A 16,097-nucleotide genomic window follows, 5' to 3' on the forward strand; every position below is an offset into this window, starting at 1 on the left:
CCTCTGTCTTCAGTGACCGTCAATCTGGTTGAGTCCAGCTTAGATGTGTCCAGTTTATGGGAACTGGCATGAGACTGCCTGGGAGGAACCTCAGGCTGACTCGACTAGACTGTTCGCGACCTGTTGTTCCGGGGCATTCCCGGCGATCCATCGGCCTCGAGGCCACGTGTCCAAGGAGATCATGAAGGACCAGATCGACGTCTCCGTCCGTCGCAGCCCCAAGTACTCGGTGTTCATGGGCATCGGCGCGGTGCTCGGCATCGTCGCTGCGGGAATCCTCGCGGTCTTCGTCGACCCGGCCGATATGCCGATGGGCTACACGGTGGCCAAGGGACTGGGCCTGCTGCTGCTCGTCCTCGGGATCGGCGGACTGTTCCTCGGTGGGCTCGTCGCGCTCGTCCTCGACTGGCGGGGACGGAAGAAGTCGAAGGAGTTCCGGGTCGGTGCGCAGATCGACATGGTCGACGACCCGAAGGAGATCGCGCGCCGCCGCATCGCCGAAGCCCGCGGGGAGGACCCGGATGCCGACGCTGTCGAGGGCGGGACCGCCTCGGCGAGCCAGGACGCCGCACCAGCGGCAGACGATGTTGAGCCCACCGCGGACGATGCAGACGAGGCGGGAAAGGGTCGGAATACGGCCCCCGGTTCCACAGTCTGATCACCGAGTCAGAGCGCAGTTGCGGGTATGAGACAATTTCACTCGTGGCAAGAGGAGACGGGCAGCTGACGCACGAAATCGACCCCCAGGACCGCGGACCGCAGGACGAATGCGGTGTGTTCGGAGTCTGGGCCCGCGGCGAGGAAACCGCCAAACTCACCTACTTCGGGCTCTACGCTCTGCAGCACCGCGGACAGGAGTCCGCGGGAATCGCTGCCAGCAACGGCAAGCAGATCCTCATCTACCGTGACATGGGCCTGGTCTCTCAGGTCTTCCATGAGCGCGATCTCGAGCTTCTGCAGGGCCATATTGCCGTCGGGCACACGCGGTATTCGACGACCGGATCACCGTCGTTCGAGAACGCTCAGCCCACCCTGGGGCCGACTCCGTTCGGCACTGTGGCACTGGCGCACAACGGCAATCTGACGAACTTCGACGCGCTTGAGGCCATGGCCGATTCCCGTCGCGACGACGCGACGAAGGTCGTCGAGGAGGCCACGAAGAAGACGTCCCGCACCCGGCCCTTCCGTGACTCCTCGAACGACACCTCCCTGGTCACCGAGCTGTTCGCGACCGAAGACGGAGAGAACCTCACCGAGGCGGCGCTCAACCTGCTGCCCCATGTCGAGGGTGCGTTCTCGCTGGTCTACATGGACGAGCACACCCTCTACGCCGCCCGGGACCGGCACGGGGTGAGGCCCCTGTCGCTGGGCCGGTTGGAGAACGGCTGGGTCGTGGCCTCGGAGACCGCGGCACTCGATATCGTCGGTGCGAAGTTCGTCCGTGACGTCGAACCCGGAGAGCTCATCGCCATCGACGAGGACGGTCTGCGTTCGCACCGCTTCGCCGAATCGGACCAGGCCCGCTGCGTCTTCGAATACGTCTACCTCGCCCGTCCCGACAGCATGCTCGCCGGCAAGAACGTCCACGCCGCGCGCACCCAGATGGGCCGACAGCTGGCCGAGGAGTACCCGGTCGACGCCGACCTCGTCATCGCCACTCCCGAATCCGGAACCCCGGCGGCCGTCGGCTATGCCGAAGCTTCGGGCATCCCCTTCGGCCAGGGGCTGATGAAGAACGCCTATGTCGGACGCACGTTCATCCAGCCGTCACAGACTCTGCGGCAGCTGGGCATCCGCCTCAAGCTCAATCCGATCCGGGAGAACATCGAAGGCCGACGCCTCGTCGTCGTCGACGATTCGATCGTGCGCGGAAACACCCAGCGGGCGCTGGTGCGCATGCTGCGGGAGGCCGGAGCGGCAGAGGTCCATGTGCGCATCTCCTCCCCGCCGGTGAAGTGGCCGTGCTTCTACGGAATCGACTTCGCCACCCGGGCCGAGCTCATCGCCAACGGACTGACGACGAATGAGATCTGCGACAACCTCGGCGCGGATTCTCTGGGCTATATCTCTCTGGACGGCATGATCGCCGCCACCCAGCAGGAGCGCAGCCAGCTGTGCACCGCCTGCTTCTCGGGCGAATACCCGATTCCCGTCAACGACACCCCCGCCGACAAAGGATGCTGAGTTGAGTTCCGACGCGAACCCGAAGTCCACCACCTATGCCGCCGCAGGCGTCGACGTCGAGGCCGGAGACCGCGCCGTCGAACTCATGAAGGCGGCGGTCTCGGCCACTCACAACTCCTCGGTCGTCGGTGGGATGGGCGGATTCGCCGGACTCTTCGACGTCTCCGTGCTCAAGGATTTCGACCGTCCGCTGCTTGCCTCGTCGACCGACGGAGTGGGCACGAAGGTCGCCATCGCACAGGCTCTCGATAAGCACGACACCATCGGCTACGACCTCGTCGGTATGGTCGTCGACGACATCATCGTCTGTGGTGCCCGCCCTCTGTTCATGACCGACTACATCGCCTGTGGCAAGGTCGTGGCCGAACGCATCGCCGATATCGTGCGCGGAATCGCCGACGCCTGCGCCTCGGCCGGAGTCGCACTGGTCGGTGGGGAGACTGCCGAACACCCGGGTCTGCTCGGGGTCGATGAGTACGATGTCGCCGGTGCCGCCACCGGAGTCGTCGAGGCCTCGAAGCTTCTCGGCCCGGAGAAGGTCAAGGCCGGGGACGTGCTCATCGGTCTGCCGTCCTCTGGCATCCACTCCAACGGATACTCGCTGGTCCGCCACATCATCGCCGAGGCGGGTTGGGGCCTGGATACACATGTGTCGGAATTCGGGCGCACCCTCGGTGAGGAGCTGCTCGTTCCCACTCATGTCTACACCGGCGAGCTCGCCGCTCTCTTCGACGCACTGCCCGACGCGGTGCATTCGGTCTCGCACGTCACCGGCGGCGGACTCTCGGCCAATGTGGCCAGGGTGCTTCCGCAGGGCCTGGTCGCGAAGATGTCGCGTGCCTCGTGGGAGATCCCGGCCGTGTTCTCCGTGCTCGGCGACCTCGGCGGAGTGCCGCAGGACGACCGCGAACGCACGTGGAACCTCGGTGTCGGCATGGTTCTCGTCGTCGACGCAGCGTCGGTCGATGGTGTGCTCGAAGCGAGCCCCGGAGCCTGGGTGCTCGGCGAAGTCGCCGCCGATGACGGATCTCTGGCGACCGATCCCTACTATGTGCAGGGCGCCAAGGGCGTCGACGGCGGCGCCGCAATCCTGCAGTAGGTCTCGAGCGGCACACCAGATCTCGAGCGGCTGGCCTGGTCGCGGGGCATCCCTCACCGTTAGTCTCACAGCCTCGGCGCACAGGCTTCGCACACCGTTAGTCTCACACCCTCGTGTTCCTGCACGGGGGTGTGCCGCTTGCGGTGTGTGATGGCCGCGGGAGTGGAGGAATTGCACTCAACGGTGCGTGATGCTCCTCGGCCACAGCCGCCTCGGCGGGGGAATGCCCACGAGCGGAGGGACCGGCGGGCCCACGGCCGTCTGCGCGCACGACAGAGGGCGGGGACCGAAGTCCCCGCCCTCTGTGCGTGTCAGATCAGCCGTGTGCGGCTGGACTCATCCGAGCTCAGTTCTCGTACTCGTCGTCATCGTCGACATTGTACTTGTCGGCGTAAGCCGAGTAGTCGGGTTCATCGTCGTACGGATCGGACGGACCGGACTTGCTCGCGTCGGCGCCCAGCTCCTGCTGGAGTCTATTAAGGTCGGTATCCGGGCTGTAGTACTTCAGCTTCCGAGCTACCTTGATCTGCTTTGCCTTTGCGCGGCCGCGACCCACTGGCGTGACCCCCTCCGTCGTCAATGGGGCGAATGGCCCCGGACTAGATCTCTGCTATGCGCTTAAATCCTACCTGTTCATACTGGGAAGTTCCATTTTGTGAGTGGACCTTGGATAGGCTGAACCCATGGCCTACCGTCGCGATTATGTCGTCACCCTGCGGATCTTCGAACCCCTTGTGGTGCATTCCGAATTGCAAGACAGGCAGGTGGAGGACAGCCGGTCACGCATCGAGGAGCAGATTTCCCACGACGCTGACAAGCGCTTGATCTCCCTGCCTCCTTCGCCCGTGGCCGATTCCTTCCGGCGCACTCCGATCTATCTTCCAGCGTCTCAGACCGCGGACGGGGTGGACCGTTTCTGCCCTGCTCAGGAGGACATTCGCGGGTGGGAGGCGCTCGAATCACTGGCCGAGCACACCTCGAAGGCGACCTTGGACATCGTCGCTCCGAAGTCCGCTCGCCGACGTGCCGCCAGCCGTCGTGCGGAGTGGCTGCAGGATGCCAAGGACACACGGATCTTCACCCGGGTCTCGGCTTGGGACGTGCCGCCGTCGTGGTGGCTGTTCTTCTCCCTGACCGAGGATCAGATCATCACCGAGGAGACCGACGAGGGGCTCCGCGTACTCATCCGCACGGACATCCTGGCCGCCTCGGCGCGCATGGAATGGGCCTCGGAGACGATTGCGGACACCTCGAAGGTCGTCGATATGGTCGAGCAGACCTCGGTTCTGGCCGAATGGATCGACACCTTCGACATGAACTCGGTCCTCGAGCTCGACCTCGGCGGAATGTCCGATGTGCTGTGGCCGAGCGAAGCCGCCGAACTCGTCGACTCGTGGGTCACGGCACTGAGTAACAACGATTCCGAGTCCGCGGTCGCCGCCTTCCAGAAGTATGCGGCCGGCTGGGAGCAGCTCAACCTCTACGCCCGCAGCTCCTGAAGGGCGGATAGGATTGTCTGCGAACGAGCCGCACCCGAGAGGACGAGTCCCGCAAGCGTATGGAAGAGAAGAAGCGCCGTCTCCTGACGAGCCAGGATCCTGCCGCTCAGGGGCCTGATATTGCCGGCTCGTCCGCCTCACGCACAGGCGAGCCCGGCTCGGATAAGTCCGGCTCCGACGACCCCGCCGCCGGGCCGACCACCCGGCCGAAACCCTCGACCCGGGTCAAACCGCTGTCGAAGGTCTGCATCGGCTGGCGCATCGTCGTTCCCGCCATCGCGTTCGTCATCCTCACCTGCGGACAGTTCCTCAACACGAACGACTTCTTCCCGCTCGGATCGCTCACCCAGTACGCCACCGCCAAAGACCTCAACGGGACCGTGAACTCCACGTGCATCGAAGCCCAGTTCCCCGGCGAGGACGAACCGCGCCGCCTCGGGTTCAACGCCGCGACCGTCGGCATCGAACGCGGTGACGTCGAATCCCAGCTCGACCGGGTCATCGCCCACCCCGAACTCCTGCAGTCGATGGCCGACTCGTACATCCGGCTGCACCCGGACGAACCGAAACCCGAAACGATGATCCTCTGCCGCATCACCACACACCTGAAGAACGGCCTGGCCGTCGGCGAACCCGAACAGACGACGCTGGCGAAGTGGGAGGTCCGATGAGCAGCATCCCGACCCTGAGGTCGACCCCCACCGAGGCGGCCCCCACGAATCCGTTCCTCCGCTGGTTCATGCCCGAGGTCCCCCTGGCTCGGGTGGCCGTGTTCCGAGTGTTCCTCTACCTCTTCATCATCATCGATGTGCTCACGATCTCCGGCGACGTCATCGCCCACGGCTGGACGCCGGAGTTCTACCAGCCACTGTGGCTGGCCCGGTTCCTCCACATCCCGGCCGTCAGCGTCCTCGGCGCACAGATCTTGCTCGCCGCCATCATCGTCTTCTCGTTGCTCGCCGCCGCCGGAATCCTCCAGCGCCTCAGCGGCTGGGCCGTGGCGCTCAGCTTCGGTGCGTGGATGTTCTACACGCAGGGCTACGGTTACGTCGCTCATGATCATATGGCGCTCGTCATCGCCGCCTTCGTCCTGCCGACGGTCGGAACGGCGCGCTTTCGGGACCTCGGCACCGCCTCGGCGCGGGCAGGCTGGGCACTGCGCGTCGTGCAGATCGCGGTCGTGCTCACCTACTTCTACTCGGTGGTGATGAAGTGGATCGCCTCGGGCAACATCACCCGCTGGGCCAATGGTGCGGTCATCATCTGGGCGCTCATGCGGCGCGGCGCCGAATGGTCGAAGCCGTTCCTCGAGATGCCCGGCTTCCTCATCGCCGCACAGTGGGCGACACTCGTCTTCGAGTTCCTTTCGCCGGTTGTGCTGTTCCTCAAGGGCAAGTGGCTGTACGGGGCCGTCGCCTTCTTCTTCCTCTTCCACCTCATGACGTATCTCGCGCTGGGCATCCACTTCCTGCCGACCGTCATCTGCTGGGCGGCGTTCCTGCCCCTGGAGAAGCTCGTGCCCAAGCGCTTCACCAGCATGGGCACCGCCTAAACCGCGGCGTCGTCGACCCGGCTGAGCGCACTGATCACAGCACGCACCGCGACACGTTCGGCCGTGTCCGGACGCATCACGGCTACGATCCAGCGTGTCGTCGTCACCCCCGTCAGCGGCACCAGCGACAGTCCCGCATCGCGCGGCGTCGTGAACCGGGGGAGGAGCGCGACCTGGTCCGAGGAGGCGACGATCGCTTCGATGAGCCGGTTGTCCCGGATGCGTTGGACGACATCGAGGTCGCGACCGGTGAGATGCTCGATCGAGGTGAGAATCGTGTCGAAGGGGTATCCTCGGGGCACTCCGACCCAGCGACAATCGACGATATCGTCCGGGGTCAGCTCGGCGCGATCGGCAAGCGGATGGCCGATGGCGAGGGCCACGTCGATGGGTTCGCGGGCGAGCGGGACGACGGTGAGTCCGTCGGTGCCCAGGGGGCGTTCGGCGACGAGGCTGTGTGCGACGACGATATCGACATCTCGGGTCAGTCCCGCGAATTCGTGCTCGGCGAGGTCGACATCGTCCATGCGCAGGTCGATGTGCGGGTGGTCCTCCCGCAGCCTGCGCAGCGCATCAGGGAGGAGGTGGGTGAGCGCGCTCGGCAGTCCGGCCAGGGTGATCTCTCCGACAGCTTCGCCGAGGTGGCCCTCCCATTGGGCCTGCACCCGGGCGAGCGTGCGGGCCACGTCCCGACCACCGTGGGCGAGCAGCCGTCCCGCGGCGGTGAGCGTGAGTCCGCGACCGGCGGGTTCGACCAGAGCGTGGCCGATCTCGCTCCCGGCCTGCCTCAGCTGCTGAGAGACGGCCGAAGGGGAGCGATGGGTGACATCGGCGACAGCGGTGACGCTGCCGTATTCGTCGAACAGGCGCAGCAGCTCGAGATGCTTCGGATCGATGACCATGAAGTCATGCTACAGAGTCGATGAAGCACTCTGCGATTGTGCTTCATAATGGTTGCGGTTGAGAATGGGGCCATGTCCTTCAAGCACTGTCTGCTCGCCGCCTCGGTGGCGGTGATGTGGGGACTGAATTTCCTCGCCATCGATCTCTCTCTGGCCCAGTTCCCGCCCTTCTTCCTCGTCGCTCTGCGCTTCGCCCTGCTCGCGGTCCCCGCGCTGCTCTTCGTACCGAAGCCCGACGTCGGGCTCCGGTGGATCATCGGCTACGGACTCGGCTTCGGACTGCTGCAGTTCCTCTTCCTCTACTGGGCGATGGCCGCCGGCATGCCCGCGGGACTCGCGTCCCTCGTCCTCCAAGCCTCGGGCCCCTTCACGGTGCTGCTGGGCATGACATTCCTGCGCGAGAGGGTCCGCGGCTCGCAGATGACCTTTCTGCTCGTCGCGATGGCAGGGCTCGCCGTCGTCGGCTGGCAGCGCTTCGACTCGAACGCGAGCTTCCTGCCCTTCCTCCTCACCCTCGCCGGCGCCTTCGGCTGGGCGATCGGCAATATCTGCAACCGGCAGTCCCATTCGACCGAGCCGATCAAGCTGACGATGTGGATGTCGGTCATCCCACCCCTGCCGATGCTCGCCCTCTCCCTCGCGGTCGAAGGACCCAACCGGGTCGGGGCGTCGTTCACGGGGCTGACTACCCCGACCGGACTTCTTGCCCTCGCTGGGCTGATCTATACAGTGGTCATCGCGACGATCCTCGGTTCGGGCATCTGGTCGTGGCTGATGTCGCGCAACCCGGCCGGCGTCGTCGCACCGTTCTCGATGCTCGTTCCTGTGGTCGGGATGAGCGCGGCATTCGTCTTCTTCGGCGAGCGAGTGAGCCTCGGGGAGCTGTGCGGAGCAGCCCTCGTCATTATCGGTGTCCTCGGAGCGGGTCTCAAGGCTGCGAAGGGGGCCCGTATTCTCGCAGCCGCCGAGGTTGCCGTGCCGGTGAGCGCGCAAGCGGAGGATTCCGACGCAGGCGATTCCATCAAGGCCAGCTGACAGGTATTCGCGTAGCCTGAGGTCATGACCGCCGATGATGAGCCTCCGACCCTTCATGACGACCGCCTGTCCGTCGAGGATCTGCTCGCGTCCCCGCGGGGACGCTCGCTCGTGTTCGGGCTGGCCCTGAATGGACGCGACGACGAATTCGACGAGGAGGGCGAACCGCTCACCGAGGGGGCGCGTGCGCTTTCCGAGGCTCGCCACGATGTCTTCATCGCCGGCTTCCTTGCCGACAAGGAGCAGGGCGCTGCGGTGGCGATGTACCTCGGCGAGGGAGACTCCGAACCGGAATCCGGAGACGTCACTGCCCAGGACGTCGCGGCAACCCTGCGACGCGTCACACCGTTGAGGCCGACTCAAATTGACCTGGAGAACGAGATGGCCGAAGTCATCTCCGGCGCCATGTACTGGCAGCCTCCTCACGGTGCCGATCAGATCGCTGCTGCCCCAGAGGTGCGGGAAGCTCTGCGCCCCTTCGCGGAGATGCTCATATCCACTGGCCTGCTCGATGTCTGGACAGCGCCTCTGCACCCGGGCAATCAATGGGCTCTGGCTTGGGATGACGCAGATCATCGCAGTGGGCTGCCTGCAGTATTCGACCGGCCCCTAGGTCCTGTTGATTCGACAGCGGCGCCTGCGATCACGCTGACCGATCTCTATCCGCCTCTCGAGGGAGACGTCGCGAGGCTCTCGTGGGGGTTGGACGAGTGGCTCGCAGATGTCCTCACCACCGAAACCGAGTACCGTCACGACTTCGCCAAGAACCCCTACGAGGAGGTCAGCGGCGAATGGTGGTCGACTCCGCCAGACGGGCTCTGGTCGTCGACGGGGACCTGGCCGGACGGAACCCTGATCGGCGTCGAACTCGTCGAGGACGATTTCGGTCTCGAGCGTGCCCGAGCCTGTCGTCTGAAACTGCGCCCGGATGCCCGCATCGCCGAGATTCGCGGACCTGAGGATTGGGCGGATCTGTGCAGGCGCTATCCGCTCGACGTCACCGCGCAGCGCCGTCAGGTGTGGTTCGAGGCCACCAGTCGCAAGGGTCGGTGGGTCATTCCCGATTGGTCACGGGTGTCCGAGGAATTCGACGGTGTACACGTGGGTCTGGCCGGCTATCTGCGTACGGCCGGTGCGGTCATCGACGTGACGGAGGGCCGCCTCGGCGAGGAAGCGGAGACCGTCCCCACGGCAGGTAATACGGATGATCGGACGGCGAGTCTCGTGGCAGGGTGGCATCCGGATACGACGTTTTGGCTGAACAACGTCATCGAGGCCGTCACCGAGGTGGCCGAATGGCGCTATGACGGCGACGCTGATCGGTGGGTGCGGGGCTGAGTCAGCTGAATGAAAGTCAGTCGCCCGGGGACAGGCTGGGTGTCTCGTCGATGCCGAAACGGGTTTTGAGTGCCCGGCGGGCGGAGAACCAGCCGTTCATTCCGTGCACGCCCGGTGCCGGTGGGGTCGCCGCCGAGCACAGGAAGGCACCCGGCACGCCGAGGCTGTAGTTGTCCCAGCTCGTGCGCGGCCTGGCCATCATCCGATAGAAGGACACAACACCGGTGGCGATGTCCCCGCCGATGTAGTTCTGGTTGTGCTCGGCCATCTCGGAGGCGGGGATCGCGTTGTGCGCGACGATGCGGTCGCGGAAGCCCGGGGCGAAGCGTTCGATCTGCCGGGTGATGTACTCGGTCGGGTCGATCGGGCAGTCGAATGGGACGTGACAATACGTCCACAGTGGCCGCAGGCCGTTCACCTCGCGTGATGGGTCGAAGACGGTGGGGTCGGAGACGAGACACACGGGATCGGCCGGCATGCGTCCGTTCGTCACCTGCGCCTCGGCGGCGGCCATCTGCGCACGTGAGCCGCCCACGTGGATGGTTCCGGCACGCCCCACCTCGGGGTCGGACCAGGGCACGGGCCCGTCGAGGACGAAGTCGACCTTCGCCGCGGCATTGCCCTGTTTGAACCCCCGCAGGCTCTTGTCGACTTGGGCCGGCAGCAGGCCGGAGAAGATCTGCGCCGCACCCAACGCAGAGGTGTCGAGCAGATAGGCGCGGGCCTTGGGCAGGTCGGTGACGTGGGCGATCGGGGAGTTTGCGTGCACGCTCCCGCCGTGGGCCTCGAGATCGGCGACGAGGTGGTCGATGATCGCCTGGGATCCGCCTATGGGGGAGGGCCAGCCGCCCGCATGGGCGACGGTCGAGAGCATCGTGGCCGTGGCCGCGGTGCCCATGGCAGGCAGCCCGCCGATCGCGTGCGCGGCGACACCGGTGAACAGGGCCTGGGAGGATTCGTGGGAGAGCGGAATGTTCCACGCAGGGCTGGCCTGGGACAGGAGCCGAAGACCGAATTTCACGACGTTCGCGATGCCGGGAACGTCGCGCAGGGTCTCGGGCACGGAGCGTTTGTCACCGAGGGAGAGCCAGATCGCGTCATCGACACGCTCGAGGAGCGGGGCGAAGAATCGCCGCCATTCGGGTCCTGCTTCGCCGAGGCGGTCGACCGTTTCGTCGAGATCGTGGAAGGCCAGCGCGGCGGGCTTACCATCCAGCGGTTGGGCGTAGGAGATATCGGGAGTCGTCAGCTCCATGCCGCGAGCGCGCAGGTCGAAGTCGACGAAGAAGGGACTGGCGATGGCCAGTGGGTGGACGGCCGAGCAGATGTCGTGAGTGATGCCTGGGGCCAGTCCGAGGTCGAGGGTGCGGGCACCGCCGCCGATCGTCGGCTGAGCCTCGAACACTTCGACGCTCAGCCCGGCACGGGCCAGGGCGACCGCGGCGGCCATGCCGTTGGGACCACTTCCGACGACGACTGCATCAACACCTGTGCTCATGTGGCCAGTCTAGGTCAGTGAGATGGACGGCTGCGGTGTGCGTTCCCTGGCGGCTCAGTTGTCGTACACGTCGTCGAAGAAAGCGCATTCGAGGTCGACGGCCCGCTGCCAGACGTGGGTGAGGGTCTCGGCCTCTGAGCTCTGGTCTTCTTCCTCCGGGAACACGCGCTCGAGCTCGTCGACGAGGAACTGCACCCACCCGTGGAAGGCCTCGCCTCGGTGGAGGTCGATCCATCCTCGGTGGACCTGTCGCGGCGGCATGTCCTCACGAGACTCGGCCCAGCCGAGATAGAGCGATTCGGCGACGACGAGAGCGATGAGCATTCCCAGCTGTCGGGCGAATCGCAGCTTTGCGTCGAGTTCATCGGCGTGGGCCGCGCAGGCGCCGAGCATGGACAGGAACGACTCGAAGAACTGATAGTCCTGCACCAGATAGTCGCGCATCACCGTGTCGTCGATGCCGCCTGCGAAGAGCTCCCGGACGAATCTGTGGTCGACCGCCTCAGGTTCGGCCGGTCCAGGTCTCGATTGTCGAATACCCATGTTGCCTTCTCCCACGGGGACGCCTCAGAGAAATAGAGACGTTGACCGCCGACATAGCGAAGATTCGACGCGGCCTCGGGATCGGCATCGAAGGCTCCGGCAAACCGCTCGTTTCCTCGTGGGACCGAGACTTCAAACGGAACATCGACCCACACGCTCGCATCCCAGAGATCCACAAGCTCGGGACGGTGGAGGAAGATTCCGTCGATGAGGAGGACACAGTCGTTCGGCTGATTCCGAGGCACCGGCGCAATCGGTCGATCCGCGTCGACGTCCCACACGGCTGGAACGACCGAGTCGCCTCGTCGAAATGGTTCGACGACGGAATCGACGAATGCTCCGTAGTCATAGGAACGGCGATAGAAGGTGTCTGGCCCCGTGCCTTGGGCGTACCGGATCGCCCGAGAGTGGTGGAACCCGTCGATGCTGATGGCGGTGACCCGGCGGTCGGAATCATGTCCAGGAACGTCCGCAGCGGTCTTGGCCAAATTCACGAGCTCGTGAGCGAGCATCGTCTTCCCGGCCCCATCGACCCCGTCGAGGGCAATGAGCGCACGATGCCCCGGCCGGACTGCGCGGAGCTCAGCCAGCAGGTGTCGTAGGACCGTGTCCAGGGACCTCACCGGGCTGCGGGCCCGGCGGGGGATACCGACTGCGGGGCCGCCTCGGCGAGGGTGCCGGCGATGAAATCGGCGATACGGTCCGCGGCAGGCTGACGACCTGCTGACTTTTCGGCGGACTCGACGGACGGGTTGTAGTTCGTGTTCGTGTTGATGTCGTAGACGACCTGACGGCCGTCGACAGTGTCGATGAACTCGATGCCGGCGATCTCGATGCCGAGGTCGGTCAGCAGCGTTTCGAGGCGAGAGATCAGCGGTGTTCCGGCCGTGATCTCCTCACGGCGGGCGAACTGGGGGACCGCCTCGACGTCGGGATCAGCCCCGGCACCCGGAATCGTGCAGGCATCGGCCGGGCACAGCTCGAACGACCCACCTGAGACGTCGACGCGCACCGCATAGTGGAAGCGACCACCGATGAACTCGGCACGGGTGATGAACGGCTGGGCAGGCTGCACATACTCCTGGATGAGGGTGATGCCGTCGATCGGCGCATTCGCGCCACCGGGCGCGAACTCATCGGCGACCGCCTCGAGCTCGGCGTGGGAGTCGAAGCGACGCACACCGAGGCCCTTGCCGCCCTGATTGTGCTTCGTGATGAACGGGGGAGTGAAGCCGGCAGCGGCCTCGACGAGCGCCCGCGGTCCGAACGCGGCCGCGGTGCGCGGCACGTCGAAGCCCCGGCCGGCCAGCTCGCGATGCTGACGGATCTTGCTGACCTCGATCTCGTAGACGTCGCGACCGTTGATCATTCGGCGACCGGCGGCGGCGAGCCAGTCGAGGACCGCGCGCCCGTACTCCTTCACATGCGGATCGGTCCGGGTGTGCGCCGACGCAGACAGCCGCGACCAGAACAGTCCGGCAGGAGGTTTCGCGGCAAGATCGATCGTGGTCTCGGGCAGCAGCCATTCGACATGGGCGACGCCGAGGCGGTCGAGCGCATCCGTGAACGGGGCGATCCATTCCGGATTGTCGTGTATGACGTGCACCGCCGGACCGTCGCCGACGGGCAGCATGTGAGAACTCATCGCGCACCTTTGCTCGGGGTGCCGGCGCGATCGCTCGCCCGGCGGATCTGCTCAACGATCTTACGCCACCCCGCCCGTCGTTGGCCCCTTCGTCATGTCCGTGCTGCGGCGTAGACTCAGGTCATGGCTATCGCAAAGCAACCTGTGGTCGTACTCGATGCTCCCGACGCCGCCGAACTCGCAGAGTTCTACGGGCAGCTCCTCGATTGGAAGGTCGCGGTCGAGGAGGACGGCACCTGGGCGGAAGTCACCTCCGATTCTTGGCCCCCGCTGTGCATTCAGCAGGTCGAGGACTATCACGCGCCCAGCTGGCCCGGTCAGGCCCACCCGCAGCAGATGCACCTCGACGTCATCGTCGACGACCTCGATGTTGCTGAGGAGTCCGTGCTCGAGATCGGTGCGGGCAAGGCCCCAGAGCAGCCGGGAGAGACGTTCCGAGTGTTCCTCGACCCGGCCGGTCACCCGTTCTGTCTGTGCAAGGGATGACCACACCATCACCGAGGCGGCCCCACCCGTCCGTGGTGTGCTGAGTCATGCGCGCGCTCGCCTCGTTTGCCGACCGTAATCCTGTCCTGTGGGCCAATGGTGCCGGTCAGACCACTGAGCTCGTCTCCCTGGCTGACTCCGCGCAGCTGACTCCGGGGCTGCGTCCTTGGCGGTTGAGCATCGCTCGACTCGAACGCGTGGGCCCGTTCTCAGCGCTGCCCGGAATGGCGCGCACCTTCCTCCCCACCGCCGATGTGGTCCTGGAGATCGACAGAATCGTGCACCCGGTGCCGGCGTTGCGCCCGGAACATTTCCACGGAAGTCAGGACGTGAACCTCGTCGAACTGGCAGCGCCCTGTTTCGCCGTCAACCTCATGGTCGCCGACGACGGTATGGACGACTCCGCTCACGACACCGGCACGGGCGCGGGCAGCGAAACCGAATGTGCCTGCGGCGAGCTGCAGATGGGCATCGGCGAGCAGTTCCCGGCCAGCAGATTCCGGTTTGTGCTCACTCTCGAAGCGGGGTTGGATCTCCCGCGTTTTCAACTGCTGGAACTCGAACCGAACGAGACTGCTCCAGATGAGGTCTCGATGGCGTATCTTCACTCCGAAAGTGGCGACGCGCACATCTGAGAAGTCGGTGAGAACCTACTGTAGTGGGCGTCATATTCCCGCGTATCGTCCCAGGTGACGGTGCCGTTTCCGGGCATTTTCATCAGGCCTTTCTCAGCTTCGGACGGGTAGTGTCAGGATCCCCGAACGTGCATGTTCGAGAATGGTTCTCCACCGGAAATTGGAGGAACTTTGACGGTCGGCGACAGCGGCAAGAACAGACAGCACGAGCGCAACGACGAAACTCGTCTGCCCGAGCATTCCCAGACCCTGCCGCTGATCACCGAAGAGATCGTCAGCTCCCACCCGGCCCCGGCAGCCGAACCCACCGAACACGTCGTCACCGAGGTGATGCCGCCCAACCCGATCCGCCACGACGGCCAGACCACCCAACAGCAGACGAGGACATTGCCGGACACAGCCGCGGACTCACCTACGACTGCTGCGGCCACAGCTGCCTCCCCGACCGCCGTCGCCGAAGCGGCAGAGACGGCCGAGGACAAGAAAGAGGGGAAATCCTCAGAGGGCCGGATCTCGGCCACTCAGCTGCTGGCGGGCGCCGGCGCAGCTGCGACCTCCTCGGTCATCGGCGGTCAGCTCGGCGTCGCGGGCACAGTCGTCGGTGCCGGAGTCGCCAGCATCGTCACCGGCCTGGCCGTCACTCTCTACGGTCGCAGCCTCGACAAAGGCAAGGAGAAGATCCAGGAAGTCGGGTCCAAACTCGCTCCGGCCGTGAAGGCGAAGATCGCGAAGAATCCCAACGGGAAGACCACTGCAGTCGATCCCTCACTCGCCGAAGATTCGGCCTTTGCTCCACCGGAACCCGGCGGCGGCAATGCGACCGCGGCAGCCACCTCGGCGCCGGACGACAGAACAGACGAGGACGGCGACGGCAGTGAAACCGAGAGCGAGCCCCGCTCCTGGTGGCAGAAGCTGCGTCGCAAACGGGTCCTCTACCCGTTGACGATCGGCGTCGCAGCCTTCGGAATCGGACTCGGCGCGGTCGTGATGGCCGAGAACTTCACCGAAGCCGATATCTCACCAGGCACCTCGCAGATCTCGCGATCGGTGACCGGGCAGTCGACGAACGACCAACCCGTCATCGACGACGGGACTTCGAACTCCGGGACCAGCGGAGACGAATCGTCGAGCGGATCCGGGTCTGGCGCCGACGGCGGTCAGAGCTCATCGAACAGCGGATCGGGCACGCAGAACGGTCAGTCCACCTCGGCGGGGGAGACCGGCGCCGAAGGTGCGACCGAGGGGCAGAGCTCTCAGGGTACGGACACGACGACGGGCACGGGCGATTCCACCGGCAGTTCGACGAGCACCGACGGCACCGGTGCGAGCAGCGGTTCCACCTCGACCGATGGCGCCGGCAGCTCCGGGGACACCAGCGGCGGGGCAAGCAGCACAGGCTCCGGATCCGCCTCGGACGCCTCGGGCAGCGGCTCGTCGGGTTCGGGCGGATCCGGAACCGGCGGTTCGGGTGGTGGATCGGCCGCCTCCGCGGAGGGGTGAGTCTGACACGTCGAGCACGGGAATTTAGACAGCCCGCCCTTGGTTGTATGAAGTAGAGAACATCGCTAGATTGAAACTAACTTTGTCAGTGTTCTGCCGAAGTCGGGATATCGAGACTGGGCGAACGGCACTGAGCCGACCGATCAGCTGCACCGCTGGGAACCGCATCTCACCGGTGGCC

General features: G+C 65.5%; 17 protein-coding genes. 12 read left to right on the forward strand and 5 right to left on the reverse strand.

The features are described 5' to 3' along the window. Positions 1-181 precede the first annotated feature (181 nt). The 3 genes from BI49514_RS09545 to purM are packed head-to-tail and all read left to right on the forward strand — an operon-like array spanning position 182 to position 3,283. Complete coding sequence (locus tag BI49514_RS09545; protein ID WP_244195006.1) at positions 182-658, forward strand: hypothetical protein; 477 nt, start codon at positions 182-184, stop codon at positions 656-658. A gap of 44 nt (positions 659-702) precedes the next feature. Beyond that, a complete protein-coding gene (purF, locus tag BI49514_RS09550; protein WP_101546326.1) occupies positions 703-2,184 on the forward strand; it encodes an amidophosphoribosyltransferase in 1,482 nt (493 codons plus the stop codon). Between the two features lies 1 nt (position 2,185). Beyond that, positions 2,186-3,283 (forward strand): phosphoribosylformylglycinamidine cyclo-ligase, encoded by a 1,098-nt coding sequence (gene purM / locus BI49514_RS09555; protein WP_101546327.1) that lies wholly within the window; start codon positions 2,186-2,188, stop codon positions 3,281-3,283. A 346-nt stretch (positions 3,284-3,629) separates the two neighbouring features. Here purM and BI49514_RS09560 read toward each other — a convergent pair whose 3' ends face one another. Then, a complete protein-coding gene (locus BI49514_RS09560; protein WP_101546328.1) occupies positions 3,630-3,839 on the reverse strand; it encodes a DUF3073 domain-containing protein in 210 nt (69 codons plus the stop codon). A gap of 127 nt (positions 3,840-3,966) precedes the next feature. Here BI49514_RS09560 and BI49514_RS09565 point away from each other — a divergent pair, with 127 nt between their 5' ends. Genes BI49514_RS09565 through BI49514_RS09575 form a run of 3 tightly spaced genes read left to right on the forward strand, consistent with a single transcriptional unit; the run spans position 3,967 to position 6,334 of the window. Next, positions 3,967-4,782 (forward strand): DUF8083 family protein, encoded by an 816-nt coding sequence (locus tag BI49514_RS09565; RefSeq protein ID WP_101546329.1) that lies wholly within the window; start codon positions 3,967-3,969, stop codon positions 4,780-4,782. A gap of 59 nt (positions 4,783-4,841) precedes the next feature. Then, complete coding sequence (locus BI49514_RS09570; RefSeq protein WP_101546330.1) at positions 4,842-5,453, forward strand: hypothetical protein; 612 nt, start codon at positions 4,842-4,844, stop codon at positions 5,451-5,453. Beyond that, positions 5,450-6,334, forward strand: a complete 885-nt coding sequence (locus BI49514_RS09575; RefSeq protein WP_244195007.1) for a hypothetical protein — start codon at positions 5,450-5,452, stop codon at positions 6,332-6,334. The genes BI49514_RS09570 and BI49514_RS09575 overlap by 4 nt, the downstream gene beginning before the upstream one ends. On the opposite strand, the gene BI49514_RS09580 is transcribed toward BI49514_RS09575, so the two are convergent. Further along, positions 6,331-7,236 carry a LysR family transcriptional regulator gene (locus BI49514_RS09580; protein WP_244195008.1) on the reverse strand — a complete coding sequence of 302 codons (906 nt, stop codon included), beginning with the start codon at positions 7,234-7,236 and terminating at the stop codon, positions 6,331-6,333. The genes BI49514_RS09575 and BI49514_RS09580 overlap by 4 nt on opposite strands. A gap of 72 nt (positions 7,237-7,308) precedes the next feature. Between BI49514_RS09580 and BI49514_RS09585 the strand changes: the two genes are divergently transcribed. Next, entirely contained in the window at positions 7,309-8,271 is a 963-nt protein-coding gene (locus BI49514_RS09585) for an EamA family transporter (protein ID WP_101546332.1), read from the forward strand. A gap of 24 nt (positions 8,272-8,295) precedes the next feature. Then, a complete protein-coding gene (locus BI49514_RS09590; protein WP_101546333.1) occupies positions 8,296-9,609 on the forward strand; it encodes a hypothetical protein in 1,314 nt (437 codons plus the stop codon). Positions 9,610-9,625: 16 nt separating this feature from the next. Here BI49514_RS09590 and BI49514_RS09595 read toward each other — a convergent pair whose 3' ends face one another. Next, positions 9,626-11,107, reverse strand: a complete 1,482-nt coding sequence (locus BI49514_RS09595) for a phytoene desaturase family protein (RefSeq protein WP_101546334.1) — start codon at positions 11,105-11,107, stop codon at positions 9,626-9,628. Positions 11,108-11,161: 54 nt separating this feature from the next. Then, the gene (locus tag BI49514_RS09600; protein ID WP_101546335.1) at positions 11,162-11,650 is read right to left on the reverse strand and encodes a TenA family protein; all 489 of its coding nucleotides are present in this window, start codon (positions 11,648-11,650) and stop codon (positions 11,162-11,164) included. 41 nt (positions 11,651-11,691) lie between these two features. Between BI49514_RS09600 and BI49514_RS16555 the strand changes: the two genes are divergently transcribed. Next, the gene (locus BI49514_RS16555; RefSeq protein ID WP_167443913.1) at positions 11,692-12,252 is read left to right on the forward strand and encodes a hypothetical protein; all 561 of its coding nucleotides are present in this window, start codon (positions 11,692-11,694) and stop codon (positions 12,250-12,252) included. A gap of 17 nt (positions 12,253-12,269) precedes the next feature. On the opposite strand, the gene BI49514_RS09610 is transcribed toward BI49514_RS16555, so the two are convergent. Next, the gene (locus BI49514_RS09610) at positions 12,270-13,295 is read right to left on the reverse strand and encodes an ATP-grasp domain-containing protein (RefSeq protein WP_101546337.1); all 1,026 of its coding nucleotides are present in this window, start codon (positions 13,293-13,295) and stop codon (positions 12,270-12,272) included. A gap of 123 nt (positions 13,296-13,418) precedes the next feature. On the opposite strand from BI49514_RS09610, the gene BI49514_RS09615 reads away from it, so the two are divergent. The 3 genes from BI49514_RS09615 (at position 13,419) to BI49514_RS09625 (ending at position 15,916) form a co-directional block, all read left to right on the forward strand. Then, complete coding sequence (locus tag BI49514_RS09615; protein ID WP_101546338.1) at positions 13,419-13,781, forward strand: VOC family protein; 363 nt, start codon at positions 13,419-13,421, stop codon at positions 13,779-13,781. Positions 13,782-13,828: 47 nt separating this feature from the next. Then, the gene (locus BI49514_RS09620; RefSeq protein WP_101546339.1) at positions 13,829-14,416 is read left to right on the forward strand and encodes a HutD family protein; all 588 of its coding nucleotides are present in this window, start codon (positions 13,829-13,831) and stop codon (positions 14,414-14,416) included. 171 nt (positions 14,417-14,587) lie between these two features. After that, positions 14,588-15,916 (forward strand): hypothetical protein, encoded by a 1,329-nt coding sequence (locus tag BI49514_RS09625; RefSeq protein ID WP_101546340.1) that lies wholly within the window; start codon positions 14,588-14,590, stop codon positions 15,914-15,916. Positions 15,917-16,097: the final 181 nt, after the last annotated feature.

It is taken from the genome of Brevibacterium iodinum ATCC 49514 (assembly GCF_900169265.1).
Taxonomy (GTDB): Bacteria; Actinomycetota; Actinomycetes; order Actinomycetales; family Brevibacteriaceae; genus Brevibacterium; species Brevibacterium iodinum.